The sequence below is a fragment of the Pseudomonas sp. GGS8 genome, from assembly GCF_024168645.1.
In the GTDB taxonomy this organism is placed as follows: domain Bacteria; phylum Pseudomonadota; class Gammaproteobacteria; order Pseudomonadales; family Pseudomonadaceae; genus Aquipseudomonas.
Genome location: NZ_JALJWF010000001.1, coordinates 793,097 through 809,887, shown reverse-complemented (window position 1 = coordinate 809,887; position 16,791 = coordinate 793,097). Strand labels below are relative to the sequence as shown.

The 16,791-nt window shown below is 56.9% G+C and carries 16 protein-coding genes; 10 read left to right on the top strand and 6 right to left on the bottom strand.

What is annotated here, in order from left to right; genetic code table 11:
• Positions 1-10 precede the first annotated feature (10 nt).
• Together J3D54_RS03575 and zapE are read left to right on the top strand one after the other, a co-directional pair.
• Complete coding sequence (locus J3D54_RS03575) at positions 11-1,366, top strand: tryptophan--tRNA ligase (protein ID WP_253416715.1); 1,356 nt, start codon at positions 11-13, stop codon at positions 1,364-1,366.
• A 90-nt stretch (positions 1,367-1,456) separates the two neighbouring features.
• Positions 1,457-2,551, top strand: a complete 1,095-nt coding sequence (gene zapE, locus J3D54_RS03570) for a cell division protein ZapE (protein ID WP_253416714.1) — start codon at positions 1,457-1,459, stop codon at positions 2,549-2,551.
• A 50-nt stretch (positions 2,552-2,601) separates the two neighbouring features.
• Here zapE and J3D54_RS03565 read toward each other — a convergent pair whose 3' ends face one another.
• The 5 genes from J3D54_RS03565 to J3D54_RS03545 all read right to left on the bottom strand — a co-directional run bounded on the left by J3D54_RS03565 (position 2,602) and on the right by J3D54_RS03545 (position 9,055).
• Positions 2,602-3,597 carry an asparaginase gene (locus J3D54_RS03565; protein WP_253416713.1) on the bottom strand — a complete coding sequence of 332 codons (996 nt, stop codon included), beginning with the start codon at positions 3,595-3,597 and terminating at the stop codon, positions 2,602-2,604.
• A gap of 79 nt (positions 3,598-3,676) precedes the next feature.
• The gene (locus J3D54_RS03560; protein ID WP_253416712.1) at positions 3,677-4,885 is read right to left on the bottom strand and encodes a hypothetical protein; all 1,209 of its coding nucleotides are present in this window, start codon (positions 4,883-4,885) and stop codon (positions 3,677-3,679) included.
• Between the two features lie 15 nt (positions 4,886-4,900).
• Positions 4,901-5,788: a nitrilase family protein gene (locus J3D54_RS03555; protein ID WP_253416711.1), complete on the bottom strand. Its 888-nt coding sequence runs from the start codon at positions 5,786-5,788 to the stop codon at positions 4,901-4,903.
• A 196-nt stretch (positions 5,789-5,984) separates the two neighbouring features.
• Positions 5,985-7,931: an FAD-dependent oxidoreductase gene (locus J3D54_RS03550; protein WP_253416710.1), complete on the bottom strand. Its 1,947-nt coding sequence runs from the start codon at positions 7,929-7,931 to the stop codon at positions 5,985-5,987.
• A gap of 227 nt (positions 7,932-8,158) precedes the next feature.
• The gene (locus J3D54_RS03545) at positions 8,159-9,055 is read right to left on the bottom strand and encodes a GlxA family transcriptional regulator (protein ID WP_253426489.1); all 897 of its coding nucleotides are present in this window, start codon (positions 9,053-9,055) and stop codon (positions 8,159-8,161) included.
• A 244-nt stretch (positions 9,056-9,299) separates the two neighbouring features.
• On the opposite strand from J3D54_RS03545, the gene J3D54_RS03540 reads away from it, so the two are divergent.
• Positions 9,300-10,436: an acyl-CoA dehydrogenase family protein gene (locus J3D54_RS03540; RefSeq protein ID WP_253416709.1), complete on the top strand. Its 1,137-nt coding sequence runs from the start codon at positions 9,300-9,302 to the stop codon at positions 10,434-10,436.
• A gap of 129 nt (positions 10,437-10,565) precedes the next feature.
• Here the strand turns inward: J3D54_RS03540 and J3D54_RS03535 are convergent, their stop codons facing one another.
• Positions 10,566-11,606: an NADP(H)-dependent aldo-keto reductase gene (locus J3D54_RS03535; protein WP_253416708.1), complete on the bottom strand. Its 1,041-nt coding sequence runs from the start codon at positions 11,604-11,606 to the stop codon at positions 10,566-10,568.
• Positions 11,607-11,851: 245 nt separating this feature from the next.
• Here J3D54_RS03535 and rplM point away from each other — a divergent pair, with 245 nt between their 5' ends.
• From rplM to J3D54_RS03500, 7 genes are all read left to right on the top strand, one after another.
• The gene (rplM, locus tag J3D54_RS03530; protein ID WP_007939824.1) at positions 11,852-12,280 is read left to right on the top strand and encodes a 50S ribosomal protein L13; all 429 of its coding nucleotides are present in this window, start codon (positions 11,852-11,854) and stop codon (positions 12,278-12,280) included.
• A gap of 14 nt (positions 12,281-12,294) precedes the next feature.
• Entirely contained in the window at positions 12,295-12,687 is a 393-nt protein-coding gene (rpsI, locus tag J3D54_RS03525) for a 30S ribosomal protein S9 (protein ID WP_003228056.1), read from the top strand.
• Between the two features lie 266 nt (positions 12,688-12,953).
• Entirely contained in the window at positions 12,954-13,547 is a 594-nt protein-coding gene (gene petA / locus J3D54_RS03520; protein ID WP_105347901.1) for a ubiquinol-cytochrome c reductase iron-sulfur subunit, read from the top strand.
• Positions 13,547-14,758 carry a cytochrome bc complex cytochrome b subunit gene (locus J3D54_RS03515; RefSeq protein ID WP_253416707.1) on the top strand — a complete coding sequence of 404 codons (1,212 nt, stop codon included), beginning with the start codon at positions 13,547-13,549 and terminating at the stop codon, positions 14,756-14,758. The genes petA and J3D54_RS03515 overlap by 1 nt, the downstream gene beginning before the upstream one ends.
• The gene (locus tag J3D54_RS03510) at positions 14,758-15,540 is read left to right on the top strand and encodes a cytochrome c1 (protein WP_253416706.1); all 783 of its coding nucleotides are present in this window, start codon (positions 14,758-14,760) and stop codon (positions 15,538-15,540) included. Before J3D54_RS03515 ends, J3D54_RS03510 begins: the two co-directional genes overlap by 1 nt.
• 150 nt (positions 15,541-15,690) lie before the next feature.
• On the top strand, positions 15,691-16,308 hold the full coding sequence (locus J3D54_RS03505) for a glutathione S-transferase N-terminal domain-containing protein (RefSeq protein WP_007905304.1): 618 nt from the start codon (positions 15,691-15,693) through the stop codon (positions 16,306-16,308).
• A 16-nt stretch (positions 16,309-16,324) separates the two neighbouring features.
• Positions 16,325-16,738 carry a ClpXP protease specificity-enhancing factor gene (locus tag J3D54_RS03500; protein ID WP_064616201.1) on the top strand — a complete coding sequence of 138 codons (414 nt, stop codon included), beginning with the start codon at positions 16,325-16,327 and terminating at the stop codon, positions 16,736-16,738.
• The last annotated feature ends 53 nt before the right edge of the window (positions 16,739-16,791 follow it).

Below are 16,791 nucleotides of genomic sequence, written 5' to 3'. Positions count from 1 at the left end.
GCGATTACCCATGACGACTCGTACCCGCATCCTCACCGGCATTACCACCACCGGCACGCCGCACCTGGGCAACTACGCCGGGGCTATCCGACCGGCGATCATCGCCAGCCGTGACAGCAATGCCGATTCGTTCTACTTCCTGGCCGACTACCACGCCCTGATCAAATGCGATGACCCGCAACGCATCCAGCGCTCGCGTCTGGAAATCGCCGCGACCTGGCTGGCCGGTGGCCTGGACGTGGACCGGGTGACCTTCTACCGGCAGTCCGACATCCCGGAAATCCCGGAGCTGACCTGGCTGCTGACCTGCGTGGCCGCCAAGGGCCTGCTCAACCGCGCCCACGCCTACAAGGCGTCGGTGGACAAGAACGTCGAGAATGGCGAAGACCCGGATGCGGGCATCACCATGGGTCTGTACAGCTACCCGGTGCTGATGGCCGCGGACATCCTGATGTTCAACGCTCACAAGGTGCCGGTCGGTCGTGACCAGATCCAGCACGTGGAAATGGCCCGTGACATCGGCCAGCGCTTCAACCACTTGTTCGGCCAGGGCAAGGAGTTTTTCACCATGCCCGAAGCGCTGATCGAGGAAAGCGTCGCCACGCTGCCAGGCCTCGACGGTCGCAAGATGTCGAAGAGCTACGACAACACCATTCCGTTGTTCAGCAGCGCCAAAGAGATGAAAGACGCGATTTCGCGGATCGTGACTGACTCCCGTGCCCCGGGCGAAGCCAAAGATCCGGACAACTCGCACCTGTTCACCTTGTTCCAGGCCTTCGCTACACCGGCACAATCCGACGAATTCCGCAGCGAATTGCTCCAGGGCCTGGGTTGGGGCGAGGCGAAGAATCGCCTGTTCCAGTTGCTGGACAACGAGTTGGGCGAGTCCCGCGAGCGTTATCACCAGTTGATCGGCCGCCCGGCAGACCTCGAAGACATCCTGCAGATCGGCGCCAAAAAGGCCCGTGCCGTGGCCACGCCGTTCCTTGGCGAGTTGCGTGAAGCAGTCGGCCTGCGTTCTTTCGTTGCCCAGACTCAAGTTGCTGCCACCACCAAGAAGAAAGCCGTGAAAGCCGCGCGTTTTGTCAGCTTCCGTGAAGACGATGGCAGTTTCCGCTTCCGTCTGCTGGCGGCTGATGGTGAGCAGTTGCTGCTATCGCGCCACTTCGCTGATGGCAAAACCGCAGGTCAGGTGACCAAACAACTGCAGTCCGGCCTGCCATTGGACGTGCGCAGTGAAGACCTGAGCTTCAGCGTCTGGCTGGAAGGCGAGTGCGTAGCCGACAGCCCGGCCTTCGCTGACAGCGCTGCTCGCGATGCTGCCATCGGCGCATTGCAGGTTGCGCTGACACCGGTTCAGGAATAAACAACGGCTCGGTCCGACCAAGGGCCGATTGCCATTCCCACGGGCCGTCGCTACAGTGACGGCCCGTTTTTGTTGCCTTGCTAACGAATTATGACGCCCCTAGAACGATACCAAGCTGATCTGAAACGCCCGGAATTCTTCCACGATGCTGCGCAGGAAACGGCAGTGCGTCATTTGCAGCGCCTGTACGACGATCTGGTCGCGGCCTCGCAGAGTAAACCGGGCCTGCTCGGCAAACTGTTTGGCAAGAAAGACCAGTCACCGGTCAAGGGCCTGTACTTCTGGGGCGGCGTGGGTCGCGGCAAGACTTACCTGGTCGACACCTTCTTCGAAGCGCTGCCGTTCAAGGAGAAGACCCGCACTCACTTCCACCGCTTCATGAAGCGCGTGCATGAAGAGATGAAAACTCTAGGCGGCGAGAAAAACCCGCTGACGATCATCGCCAAGCGCTTTTCCGACGAGACGCGAGTGATTTGTTTCGATGAATTCTTCGTCTCGGACATTACCGATGCCATGATCCTTGGCACGCTGATGGAAGAGCTGTTCAAGAACGGCGTGACCCTGGTCGCGACCTCGAACATCGTGCCGGACGGTCTGTACAAGGACGGCCTGCAACGTGCGCGTTTCCTGCCGGCCATTGCACTGATCAAGCAGAACACCGAAATCGTCAACGTCGACAGCGGCGTCGATTACCGTCTGCGTCACCTCGAGCAAGCGGAGCTGTTCCACTTCCCGCTGGACGAAGCCGCCCAGGAAAGCCTGCGCAAGAGCTTCCGGGCCCTGACGCCGGAATGCACGGCAGCCATCGAGAACGACGTACTGGTGATCGAGAACCGTGAAATTCGTGCCGTGCGCACCTGCGATGACGTGGCCTGGTTCGACTTCCGCGAACTCTGCGACGGCCCACGTAGCCAGAACGATTACATCGAACTGGGTAAAATCTTCCACGCTGTGTTGCTCAGCAATGTTGAGCAGATGAGCGTCACCACCGACGACATCGCCCGACGTTTTATCAACATGGTCGACGAGTTCTACGACCGTAACGTGAAGCTGATCATCTCCGCCGAAGTCGAGCTTAAAGACCTCTACACCGGCGGTCGCCTGACCTTCGAGTTCCAGCGCACGCTTAGCCGCTTGCTGGAAATGCAGTCTCACGAATTCCTGTCCCGGGCGCACAAGCCGTAGGACATTTCGGAAAATAAAAAAGGCCTGCGATGCAGGCCTTTTTATGTGGGTCAATTTTGAAACCGGATGTCCTCTTTGAGGTAGCGCGCCAGCTCAGTTTGTCGCCCGCAGCCAACGAGTAGCCAAAGTAGAATCCTGGCTTTGCGCGGGCAGAGAAATCCAGCCATCAATGCACCTTTACGGATCAGATCCATTTCGCTGCCGATAAAACCATAGGTCGATTGAGCAGTGGAGCCGGAACCGGCCCGGGTCGCGATGATGACAGGGATTTTCTCTGCGATTTTTTCCAAGACGTCAGCCCAGCTTTCTGAGACGTGTCCTGCACCGAAACCCGCGATTACCAGCCCGTCGTAGCCCAGTTCGAGGATGTTTTCCAATAACAGCGTGTCGGCGCAGAATGATGCTTCCAGCAATGCAATCTTCTGTGTGGTCTGTTGTGGCAAGGGTAAACGCATCTGTCGGGTCCGCTGGCGGAGATAGCGGACAGTGTCTTCCACGAGCGTGCCTGCGGGACCAACGATGGGAGAGGAAAACGCCTGCAATGCCAATGAATCGGTCTTGCGGATGCTGCATGCCTGGTGAATCTGCCCGTTCATGACCACTTGAACGCCTCGTTGCCGGCTGTTTTCGGCGAGCGCGACTCGGCAGGCATCCAACAGATTTGCCGGACCATCGGCTCCAGGCTGAGCGGCTGAGCGCATGGCACCGGTGATGATCAACGGTTCGCTGCAGTCCCATAAATAATCAAAGAATGTTGCTGTTTCTTCGAGAGTGTCCGTGCCTTGTGTGATGATAACGCCAACAGCGCCTTGCTCAACCTGGTATTTCGCCCAGGAAAGAACGCTCAATAAACACTCGAAATTCAGTGAAGCACTTGGCAGCAGCCCGAGTGTTTCAACGGTGAACCGAGCCAGTGTCGTCAGGTGCGGTACCGATGCCAGCAGGGTTTCACCACTGACGGTCGGGATAACACCTTCACCGGCAATCCTGGTTCGCATGCTCATAGTGCCGCCGAGCGCCGCAATGGCCAGTTTGGGCAGGTCCATGGGATACCTCGCTTGCTTGTGGTAAGAAGTCGGCTGTATCCGGAGCTGAGTTCGTGATACAGCCCGATAGCGGCATTTGTCAGTCGGCTATCAGCAGTCCGATAAACGGAATGATGAGCAGAGTACTGATGGCCATAGACAGGACATTACCGATGAAGGGATGCATGTCGGCCGGTAACCGCTTGGCGATTGCGCACGCCAGCGGTGGCGCAATCAGCGCCCCCAGCAATGCGCTTGAGGTGATGACCTGCCAACTGCCGCCGTACGTCAGAATGGCTGCCGGCACGACTGACACCAGCGGAACGTAGGTGGGATACCAGCCATGCAACATCCATTGTCGACGCCAGATCATCACCCCTAGCGCGGAGGTCAGCGCCTGCGCGGCGATCAGTTGTGGCAGCAAGCCCGTGCCGTACACTGGGCTCGTCGGGTTCAAGGTGTAAGCCACCAAGGCACCCGCTATCAAGCCGAGGCTGGCCCATTCATTGCCAAAGAACGGCGCTTCCGAAAAGTCCGCCAAAATCCGGCGCAGGCTCCAGAAGATACCGTAGTCAGGTGTCTTGGTGATGGCGGATGCGGACGGCGACTCCGATGGCTTTTCGGGTGAGTCGGACTTCACCAGGCTCGGCAGGTAACGGCAGAGTAGAAACGTGCCGACGCTGGCAATTGCCATACCCGAGACATTGCCGATCACGGCTGGCAAGCCGAGTGGATTGCAGACGTAGTTGACGATCAGCAAACACATTGGGGTGACTAACACGGCGCCCATGATTGCGCCGTTGATCGTGACCTTCCAGCCTGCGCCAAACATCAGCACCATCGCTGCCGGCAATGAAACGAAGGCTGCAAATGTGGGTTGCCAACTGGTGGCTGTGACTGTCCAGCCCCACAGCAGGTTACTCAGCAGCAGTCCAAGCAGTGAACTGGTAATCAGCCACGGCCATAATCCGCTGCCGTAGGAAATGGTAAAGCCCTGCCACGCTTTTCCCGTTCGATTCGCCCAGTAGGCCAGATAGGCTCCAGCCAGCAGCCCGATCGAAGCGAACTCGTGTTTGTAGAACGCCACCTCGCTGATGTCTCCCAGGACCCAGCGTAACCAGGCATTCGGTTCCGGAAGGCTCGACACCATGTGACTGTAGTCTGGCCAATGGGCTGACCAGGATGAGCGGTAGGTGAACGAAAGCCAGATGATCAACAGTGTGGTGCCGAGCATCAGCCAGATGATCGCCATATCCAGCGGCGATCTGGTGGTAAGCCGGTTTTTCGGTTTTTCGTTTGTAGTTTCCATTGGTCATGCCCCTTATCAGCGTGGAAGACAAGGGTGCTGGGTGTAACCGAGCATCTGATCGTAGAGATCGACTCGACGATCGCGGTGCAAATCGTTCAAGTTGTTCCAGATGGGCGCGCTGCGCGAGCTGGTGAGGTCGATATCGGCAAACAGGATTTCCTGCTTGTCTGCTGAAGCCACTGCGCCAATCGGCCAGCCATTGGTGCCCGCGATCACCGAGCAGCCCAGGTAACGTGCACCTCGCTCTTCACCGATCCGGCTCGCCGCTGCAATAAACACATTGTTAACGTGAGCGGCCGTCATCGTCAGGTACGAAGCCATGCACTTGCCGGCGTCATCGAACAGAGGTGGCGGCGTCCAGACCCAGTTGTTCAGACTGCAAATGATGTCCGCGCCTTGCTGACTCAAAATACGCGGTACTTCCGGGAACCAGATATCCCAGCAGATCAACAACCCTATGCGACCTATCGGGGTGTCGAAAACCGGAAAGCCCAGATCACCTGGCGTGAACCACATTTTTTCCAGGTTCCACAAATGGGCTTTTCGATACTTGCCGATAAAGCCCTCGGGCCCGACAAGAACACCGGTGTTGAACAGCTGCATGCCGTCGCGCTCGCTCAAACCGGCGACCAGATAAACCTTGTGCTGGCGGGCGAAGTCCATCCAGCTTTGCACGCTCGGCCCGTCGGGAACCGCCTCCGAATGTTTGAACGCATCCTGCCGGTTGCTGAAAAAATAACCTGTACTTGAAAGCTCGGGCAGGACGATGAGATTCGCTCCGCCGTTCACCGCCTCCATAGCCAGTTCCAGGCTACGACGCAGATTCTTTTCACGATTCTCCATGCCGACTTGTGGATCGAATTGCACGACTGCTACACGAACAGGGCTTGTTGGCTCGTTCATTCCCGAAACCTCTTTTTATTGTTATTCACGCGGTTAAATTGCGTATTCATAAGAGGTGAAACAGGGGCAGGGAGTAAGTCAGCTGTTTCCGTTTAGGTTGTAGTCCGTATCCCAAGATAAATGGGCTCGACACTTGACTGGCGGGGAAGGAAGGAGCCAATGCGCCTCGTGCACGGCTCCAGAACAGGGACGGCCGTCAGGTTCCGACTTTATAGTGCGGATAGTCGCTCATCGAAAAACCGCCATTGAAGGTCGCGGCGGTTTTGTTGCAGATATGAATGGCCGCATCGACGGCGCCCCGAAAGCAAGGCTCCGTCCAGCCGGCATCGACTGAAAATGACTCGCCGGAAAAATACAGGCCTGAAACATGCGCGAAGTCCCGGTTGTACTTCATCAGGCCGACGGCATCGTAGTAGGTGCCAGGGCGGTATAACTTCGCACAGCCCAGCGAATTTTTATCGGTTATCCAGCGTTGAACCACCGCTTGATCAAGGCCGATATAGGGAGAAATCCTCTCCTGGATATTGGCGGAGTTCATCAGGATTCGGTCCAGCTCTTTGGCACATTTTCTCACCAGTTCCTTGTCGGTGAATGAGGCGAGTTTGGTGGCGTCATCCTCCCATGTGTAACTTAAAAGGATGCAGTCATAACTGTAGTTTTCGTTGTAGCGGTAGGTGTAGACATCGTGAATGAAACTGTCTGTGACGATGGCTTGCGGGATTTTGCTGTTTTTCGAAAGGAATGTTTTTTTTAATGGCGCGAAGACCTTGCAACTGGTTTCCCAGTGCGCCGTTTTATAGGCATTGATCGTCTCGAAAGGCAGCATCTGTGGTGTGAAGTTCTCAAGCGTGATGCGAGTTTCAATCAGCCAGGAGGGAAGGGTCATGATGACTGAGTCAAAGTCATCGGAGCATTCTTGGGTTTGCTCGGGTTGGCTGTGGATGCGGTTGTAATAGACGCGTGTTTTCTGATTGGTCAGTTTTTTAAGTTTTGTAACGGACGAGTCCATGAGCAAGCCGTTGTTCCGTTCCCGGCAGTGTTCGTAGAAGGACTTTCCGGTTTCGGCGGTTTTCATGAACAGCAGGCATTCGTCCAGCGCGGCGAGACCGATGTAGCGGGGCCTGTCGAAACTCCGCCCGGTCGAGTCAAAGACCACATCGTTGTGCAGGTAGGGTGAATCCAGCGGATCGCCAGTTGAGTCCACCCGGCCATGGATCAGTTGCAGCTGGCTGCTGAATCCAAAAATGGCCGTGCGCAGTGGGTAAAGAGAGCACACATCGTAAAAGGCTCCCCAGCTACCGTCGCCGATGCCAATGGCATAGAAGATTGCGGACTCCTCTGCGGACATTCCCATTCCGCCAAAATCCCCCGGTGAGCGTTTATCCCAGGCTTGCACCGTGGGCATGCTGACCAGATCGCGAAACGAAACGCTCTCGTATTTTTCGACGATGGCGGCCCACATGGCTTCCCATTCTTGACTGGCGTAAACCTCGGCGACGTGCCGGGTCATGCGATCGGCAAAGACTTTCCACTTGGTATAGACCTTTTGCAGTTCCTCGCCGGGAGGCGGTGTCTGGCCGTCTTCATTTTTCCAGATCAGCATCTGCGGAGTCGATCCGCCGCCCATGCTGCCCTCTCGAAGATAGATGCCCGTCGAGCGGACCCATTGGCTTCCGGGATTGGCGAAATCCGAAAACGCCAAATCAAACGCCTTGGTGTAGTAAGCCATCAGCGACCGGCCCTCTGTCGGTGGCTCGTCCGCCCGGTTGAAGAAGGGCATGCGCATGGCGCCCATTTCAAACGGTGTGTGGCTCATCGTGGAGGGGCTGCTTCCAGAGACGGTCAGGTGTCTGCCGCCTATACGTCTGGATTGTTCTATGAGGGTGATATGGGTGAACCCGCAACGATAAAGTTCTCTAGCAGCAGTCAGTCCGGTGACACCGGCGCCAATAATGCAGATTTTATGTTGCGGGTCAGTTGCCTTGGAGATGCCGTTTTCCTGTTCAACCAGTGCTCGGTAGTCGAAGCACAAGTCTGGTGGATTTGGAAAGCGAGTCGCCCATTTGTTTTCAGTTGAACGTTTGCTTCGAACGACATCCTTGGGAATGTCAGAGGGGTAGTTGTAGCTTGATCCGATAGTCATTTTTGATCTTCCCTGATGGCGTTTGCAGGGGAAGATGTTGGAGTTTTTAAGGGGCTGCGTATGTGAGTCGAATCGGGTGCGCTGGCGCTCTGCATTCCGCTTTTTGCGTAGGAAAATACATTGCGAAGAAAACCTGTATTTGCTGGTGATGCCAGTCAGTCAAGCCATGGAGCCTGTGGGCGCGGGCCTGCCCGCTCCCACAGTTGATTTGTGTTGTTTTCTAGGGGCTATGCCGCCTGCTGAAACTGCTGCCGATACTGGTTCGGCGACAACTCCGTATGCTGCCGGAACAGCCGGGCGAAGAAGCTTGCATCGTCGTAACCGACTTCATAACTGATGGTCTTGATGCTCTTGCGACTGCCGGATAACAAGCCCTTGGCGGTCTCGATGCGCAAGCGTTGCAGGTAATGCAGCGGTTTATCGCCAGTGGCGGTCTGGAAGCGCCGCATAAAGTTACGGATGCTCATGCCGTGTTCGCGGGCCACGTCTTCGAAGCGGAATTTGTCGGCGAAGTGTTCTTCGAGCCAATGCTGGATCTGCAGGATGATCACGTCCTGGTGCAGTTTCTGACCACCGAAACCGATCCGCCCCGGCGCATAGCTGCGCTGCACTTCATAGAGAATGTCGCGGGCCACGGCCTGGGCCACGTTGGCGCCGCAAAAGCGCTCGATCAGGTAAATGTAGAGGTCGCAGGCCGAGGTGGTGCCGCCGGCGCAATACAGGTTGTCGGCGTCGGTCAGGTGTTTGTCCTGATTGAGATGAACCTGCGGGAAGCGCTCGGCGAAGGCATTGAAGAAGCGCCAGTACGTGGTCGCTTCCTTGCCGTTGAGCAGCCCGGCTTCGGCGAGCCAGAACACTCCCGTGGCCTCGCCGCAAAGCACGGCACCACGGGCGTGTTGTTCGCGCAGCCACGGCAGGACCTGTGGATAACGTTTGCACAGGGTGTCGAAATCGTCCCAGAAGGCGGGGAGGATGATGACGTCGGCATTTTCCAGGCGGCCGTCCACCGGCATGATCACGTCGCTGAAGCTGTTCACCGGTTTGCCGTCGGGGCTGACCAGCCGGGTTTCGAATGCCGGTGTCAGGCCGTGGCCCAGTTGTTTTCCATAGCGCAGGCTGGCCAGATGGAAGAAATCCTTGGCTTGCATGAGGGTGGAAGCGAAAACCCGGTCGATAGCCAGGATACTGACGCGCCGCAAGGGCGTGGAGACATGATTAGACATAATTCAACTTTATTCTTATAGGGGAAAGTGGTCACCAGACGGCTGGATCGTCTTATTTTTTGTCGGATGTGTCCAGTGTCCCGTATCGGAAGCGAGGCTTAGTCTCTGAAGATCAATTCCGTCTGACAATAACGACAGGTGACGCATGATCCCCAGAACCTTGTTCAGCCCCGAGCACGAACTTTTTCGCGACAGCGTGCGAGCGTTCCTCGAAAAAGAGGCCGTGCCGTTCCATGGGCAATGGGAAAAACAAGGCTATATCGACCGCAGTCTCTGGAACAAGGCGGGGGAGGCGGGGATGCTCTGTTCGCATCTGCCAGAAGAATACGGCGGGCTGGGGGCAGACTTTCTCTACAGCGCTGTGGTGATCGAGGAGGTCGGTCGTCTGGGGCTGACCGGGATCGGCTTTTCTCTTCATTCGGACATTGTTGCGCCTTATATCCTGCATTACGGCAGTGAGGCGTTGAAGCACAAATACCTGCCCAAGCTGGTATCCGGCGAGATGGTCACTGCGATTGCCATGACCGAGCCGGGTGCCGGCTCCGACCTGCAAGGGGTGAAGACTACAGCGGTGCTGGAGGGCGACGAATACGTGATCAACGGTTCGAAGACTTTCATCACCAACGGCTTTCTGGCTGACCTGGTGATCGTTGTGGCCAAGACCGATCCGAAGGCGGGGGCGAAGGGCACCAGCTTGTTTCTGGTGGAGGCCAACACGCCGGGTTTCGCCAAGGGCAAGCGTCTGGAAAAGGTCGGCATGAAGGCTCAAGACACCTCGGAGCTGTTCTTCCAGGACGTTCGGGTGCCCAAGGAAAACCTGCTGGGCCAAGCCGGGATGGGCTTCGCATACCTGATGCAGGAGTTACCGCAGGAGCGCTTGACGGTCGCGGTGGGCGGCTTGGCGTCAGCCGAAGCGGCGTTGCAGTGGACGCTGGATTACACCCGTGAGCGCAAGGCGTTCGGCAAGGCCATCGCCGACTTCCAGAACACCCGCTTCAAGCTCGCTGAAATGGCGACCGAGATCCAGATCGGCCGGGTCTTCGTCGATCGCTGCCTGGAGTTGCATCTGCAAGGCAAGCTCGATGTACCAACCGCGGCGATGGCCAAGTACTGGGGCACCGATCTGCAATGCAAGGTGCTCGACGAATGCGTGCAGTTGCATGGCGGTTACGGATTCATGTGGGAATACCCGATCGCCCGGGCATGGGCGGATGCGCGGGTGCAGCGGATCTATGCCGGGACCAATGAAATCATGAAGGAGATCATTGCGCGGTCGCTTTGATTGGCGTTGCGTGTGCGGACGCCATCGCGGGCAAGCCCGCTCCCAGACTGATCCGCGGTTGATCACAAATTTGTGATCAACATAGAACCTGTGGGAGCGGGCTTGCCCGCGATTGGATCTGAAGATCAATCAAGGTGCAGGATTCGGATGATCCTGGTGAATGGCCTCGATCCCTGCCAGCACTTCATCCGACAGCTTCAAGTCGAAGCTGGCAATGTTGCTGTCCAGTTGCTCAAGCGTCGTGGCGCCAATGATGTTGCTGGTCACGAACGGTTGCTGTGTGACAAACGCCAGTGCCATCTGCGCCGGATCCAGGCCGTGTTCACGAGCCAGTGCCACGTAGCGACTGCACGCTGCTTCCGACTGCGGGTTGAAATAGCGGCTGAAGCGGCTGTAGAGGCTCAGGCGACCTTTGGGCGGACGCGCGCCACCTTCGTACTTGCCCGACAGAAAGCCGAACGCCAGTGGCGAGTAGGCCAGCAAGCCACACTGTTCGCGGATGGCAATTTCCGCCAGGCCGACTTCGAAGCTGCGATTGAGCAGGTTGTAGGGGTTTTGGATTGATACCGCGCGCGGCCAGCCGCGGGCTTCGGCGAGGGCGAGGAAGCGCATGGTGCCCCATGGGGTTTCGTTGGACAGGCCGATATGGCGGATCTTGCCGGCCTTGACCTGCTCGTCCAGTGCTTCGAGCGTATCTTCCAGTGGCGTCAGATTGGCTTCGATCTTGTGTTTGTAACCGAGCTGACCGAAGAAATTGGTGCTGCGTTCCGGCCAGTGCAACTGGTACAGGTCGATGTAGTCGGTTTGCAGGCGCTTGAGGCTGGCATCCACGGCTTCGCTGATGTGCTGGCGGTTGTGCCGCAGGTTTTTGTCGCGAATGTAATCGATGGTGTTGCCGGGGCCGGCGATCTTGCTCGCCAGGATCCAGTCGGCGCGATCTCCGCGACTTTTGAAGTAGTTGCCGATGTAGCGCTCGGTGGTGGCGTAGGTGTCAGCCTTGGGGGGTACCGGGTACATCTCGGCGGTGTCGATGAAATTGATCCCGGCGCCTTTGGCGCGTTCGATCTGGGCGAAGGCTTCAGCCTCGCTGTTTTGCTCGCCCCAGGTCATGGTGCCGAGGCAGATGGCACTCACATTCAGATCGGTACGGCCTAGCTGGCGATAGTCCATCGGGTGCTCCTTGGGCAAAACAATCATAAAAGCAGGTTGAAATATTTTTCGCAATCTGCATAATTGCGCACCTCTTTCTGCAGTGGAAGTGATGCGCCGCCGCCGAAGAATCTTGCCGTTGAACGGACGCGCCGACCCGAGCCCCCGAAAGCGTCTGTATCCGGCTGCCTTTGACTTGTCAAAGTACGCACTATTCAGTAAGATCCGCCGTCTAATTTACAGGGCGGCCCCTGAGGCTATAAAGAATGAAAACTTTTACTGCTAAACCGGAAACAGTAAAGCGCGACTGGTTTGTCGTCGACGCTGCTGGTCAGACCCTGGGTCGTCTGGCCACTGAAATCGCGAGCCGTCTGCGTGGCAAGCACAAGGCTGAGTACACTCCTCACGTCGACACCGGCGACTACATCGTCGTAATCAACGCTGAGCAAGTACGTGTTACTGGCGCTAAAACCACTGACAAAATGTACTACTCCCACTCCGGTTTCCCGGGCGGCATCAAGTCGATCAACTTCGAAAAGCTGATCGCTAAAGCCCCTGAGCGCGTGATCGAGACCGCGGTCAAAGGCATGCTGCCTAAGAACCCGCTGGGTCGCGACATGTATCGTAAGCTGAAAGTCTATGCGGGCGCTGCTCACCCTCATACTGCTCAGCAGCCCCAAGAACTGAAGTTTTAACGGAATAGTTCATTATGTCGGCGACTCAAAATTACGGCACTGGCCGTCGCAAGACTGCAACCGCACGCGTTTTCCTGCGTCCGGGCACTGGTAACATCTCCATCAACAACCGTTCGCTGGATAATTTCTTCGGCCGCGAAACTGCCCGCATGGTAGTTCGTCAGCCGCTGGAATTGACTGAGACTGTCGAGAAGTTCGACATCTACGTCACCGTGATCGGCGGTGGTGTAAGTGGTCAAGCTGGCGCAATCCGCCACGGCATCACTCGCGCTCTGATGGACTACGACGAAACTCTGCGCTCTGCTCTGCGCAAAGCCGGCTTCGTAACTCGCGATGCACGTGAAGTTGAACGTAAGAAAGTCGGTCTGCGTAAAGCGCGTAAGCGTCCGCAGTACTCGAAGCGTTAATTCGTTTCACGTTCAAAAAGAACGCCCAGTTTCCTCGCGAAGCTGGGCGTTTTTTTATGGGCGCGATTTATCAAAGAATTACGCTGTGACAACTTGCCACATCCGCAGAGCCCCTATACTGCAAGGCTTGGCAGTGGGGCCCTTCGGTAATTACCTTGTCAGAATTGGGGCTTTTCATTACCATTCGGCAAAATTTTTATAAGTTCAGATTTTTACTTAGTAGACGCCTGATTTAACAGGCCACAAAGCTGATGGGAGAGGACTGAATGAGCAATGACGGCGTGAATGCAGGCCGGCGTCGCTTCTTGGTAGCAGCCACATCCGTGGTGGGTGCTGCAGGAGCGGTGGGGGCTGCGGTCCCGTTCGTGGGGTCATGGTTTCCCAGTGCCAAGGCGAAAGCTGCAGGTGCACCGGTGAAAGTGAATGTCAGCAAAATCGAGCCAGGCCAGCAAATGATTGCTGAGTGGCGCGGCCAGCCGGTGTTCATCGTCCGCCGTACCGAGGAAATCCTGGGGAATCTGAAAAAGATCGAGGGCCAGTTGTCTGACCCCACCTCCAAGAACTCGACACAACCGGCTTATGTCGACCCGCAAACGCGTTCGATCAAGCCGCAAGTCCTGCTGCTGATCGGTATCTGCACTCACCTGGGGTGCTCACCGACCTTCCGTCCGGAAGTGGCACCTGCCGATCTGGGCAAGGATTGGGTAGGGGGCTATTTCTGCCCTTGCCACGGTTCCCACTACGATTTGGCTGGCCGCGTCTACAAGTCGCAACCCGCGCCTTTGAACCTGCCAGTTCCCCCGCATTCCTATGAGACCGATGACATCATTGTCATTGGCGTCGATACGGAGAAAGCGTGATGAGCAAGTTCATGGATTGGGTTGATGCGCGCTTTCCCGCGACCAAAATGTGGGAAGACCATCTCAGCAAGTATTACGCCCCGAAGAACTTCAACTTCTTCTATTTCTTCGGCTCCCTGGCGCTGCTCGTTCTGGTCAACCAGATCGTTACCGGTGTCTGGCTGACCATGAGCTACACCCCGTCGGCGGAAGAGGCTTTTGCTTCCGTTGAGGGCATAATGCGTGATGTCAGTTACGGCCCAATCTTGCGCCTGCTGCACGCTGTCGGCGCTTCGATGTTCTTCATCGTGGTCTATTTGCACATGTTCCGTGGTCTGCTCTACGGTTCGTACCAGAAGCCGCGCGAGCTGGTGTGGGTGTTCGGCATGCTGATCTACCTGGCGCTGATGGCTGAAGCCTTCATGGGTTACCTGCTGCCGTGGGGCCAGATGTCCTACTGGGGTGCCCAGGTGATCATCTCGCTGTTCGGTGCGATCCCGGTCATTGGTAACGACCTGACCCAGTGGATCCGTGGTGACTACCTGATTTCCGGTATTACCCTGAACCGCTTCTTCGCCCTGCATGTGGTGGCCTTGCCGATCGTGATCCTCGGTCTGGTGGTGCTGCACATTCTGGCGTTGCACGAAGTCGGTTCGAACAACCCGGACGGCGTGGACATCAAGAAACACAAAGACGAAAACGGCGTACCGCTGGACGGCATTGCCTTCCATCCGTACTACACCGTGAAAGATATCGTTGGCGTGGTGGTGTTCCTGTTCATCTTCTGCGCGATCGTGTTCTTCTTCCCGGAAATGGGTGGCTACTTCCTCGAGAAGCCGAACTTTGAAGTGGCGAACGCCTTCAAGACCCCTGAACACATCGCTCCGGTCTGGTACTTCACGCCGTTCTACGCGATTCTGCGGGCAGTTCCGGACAAGCTCCTGGGTGTTGTTGCCATGGGTGCTTCGATTGCCTTGCTGTTCGTCCTGCCCTGGCTTGATCGTAGTCCGGTGAAATCCATGCGCTACAAGGGCTGGCTGAGCAAGATCTGGCTCTGGGTGTTCTGCATCTCCTTCGTGATTCTTGGCTGGCTGGGTGTCATGGCACCTACCCCGGAACGTACGTTGCTGTCGCAGGTATGTACCTTCCTGTACTTCGCCTACTTCATTCTGATGCCGTTCTACACCAGGCTCGAGAAGACCAAACCGGTTCCGGAAAGGGTGACTGGCTGATGAAAAAGCTATTTGCTGTACTGATTCTTGCGGCGATGCCTGTGCTGTCTTTTGCAGCCGAACACGGTGGGCCCGAGCTGGAAAAAGTCGATATCGACGTTTCCGACAAGGCCGCCATGCAGGACGGCGCACGTACATTCGCCAACTACTGCATGGGCTGCCACAGTGCGAAGTTCCAGCGCTACGAGCGTGTTGCCGATGACCTGGGCATTCCTCACGAGCTGATGCTCGAGAAGCTGGTGTTCACCGGCGCCAAGATCGGTGATCACATGAGCACTGGCATGCAGCCAGCTGACGCCAAAGCCTGGTTCGGTGCGGCGCCGCCCGACCTGACACTGGTGGCGCGTGTTCGTGGCACTGACTGGCTCTACGGCTATCTGCGTTCCTTCTATGAAGACCCGTCGCGTCCTTGGGGCGTGAACAACAAGGTGTTCCCGAACGTCGGCATGCCTAACGTTTTGGTCGGCCTGCAGGGTCGTCAAGTGGTAGGCTGTAAACAAGTTCAAATCGTCGATGACGGCAAGAAGCAATACGATCCGCTGACCGGTACGGCTTTGACCCATGAAGCCTGCGACCAGCTGACGGTATTGCCGAAAACCGGCACGCTGAACGAAGAGCAGTTCGACGAGAAGGTCAAGAATCTGGTGACCTTCCTGGCCTACTCGGCCAACCCGGTGAAGCTGCAGCATCAGCGCATCGGTACCTATGTGTTGCTGTACCTGGCGTTCTTCTTCGTATTCGCTTACTTGCTCAAGCGTGAATACTGGAAAGACGTCCATTGATAAAGCGGTAAGCCATTGCTGTTAATCGCGCGCGCCCAGGGGCGTCTCTGAAGGTGTAACGAGTCTGGTGAGCCAGGCGTTACGGGAGGCGCCCTCTGGGCGCGCGTGTTTTTCCGTTTCCGATAATTTCAACAAGCGAGGAGGACCGCCATGGGCGTGACCAATCGGTTGGCCTGTTACTCCGACCCCGCCGACCACTATTCCCACCGAGTGCGCATCGTACTTGCAGAGAAGGGTGTCAGCGCCGAGATCATTTACGTGGAGGCTGGTCGTCAGCCGCCTAAACTGATTGAAGTGAATCCTTACGGAAGCCTGCCCACCCTGGTCGATCGTGACCTGGCGTTGTGGGAGTCGACCGTGGTGATGGAATATCTGGATGAGCGTTATCCGCATCCGCCGCTACTGCCGGTTTATCCCGTGGCGCGTGCCAACAGTCGTCTGCTGATTCATCGTATTCAGCGTGACTGGTGTGGTCTGGTGGATCTGATTCTGGATTCGCGGACCAAGGAAGCAGCTCGCGTAGTGGCTCGTAAAGAGCTGCGCGAAAGCCTGACAGGCGTGTCGCCGTTATTCGCCGACAAGCCGTTTTTCCTCAGTGAGGAACAAAGTCTGGTGGATTGCTGCCTATTGCCAATACTCTGGCGATTGCCGATTCTGGGTATAGAACTGCCGCGGCCTGCCAAGCCGCTGCTTGATTACATGGAGCGCTCGTTTGCGCGTGAGGCTTTCCAGGCAAGTCTGTCTGGTGTCGAACGCGATATGCGCTAAGGCTTAAGGAGCCGCTATGAACTCCAGTCGACCTTATCTGGTCCGCGCGCTCTACGAGTGGATTGTGGACAACGATTGCACCCCGCACATGCTGGTCAATTCCGAGTATCCGTCGGTGCAGGTGCCTCAGGGTTTTGCCAGTGACGGGCAGATTGTCCTGAACGTATCCCCGGCAGCCGTGCGTCATTTGCACATGGATAACGAGGCGGTCAGTTTCGAGGGGCGCTTCGGTGGCGTGCCACACACACTGTACGTGCCTATCGCGTCGATCCTGGGCATTTACGCTCGGGAGAACGGCCAAGGCATGGTGTTCGATATGGAATCGCCTCTGGAGGACGAGGAAGATATCGAGCCGGATGATGATATTCCGCCACCCGACAGCGAGCCGCCGCGTCCCAGCGGTCGACCGAGCTTGAAGGTGGTGAAGTAATAAAAAAGGCGATCCGCAAGGATCGCCTTTTTTATGACTGTAGGAGCCAGGCT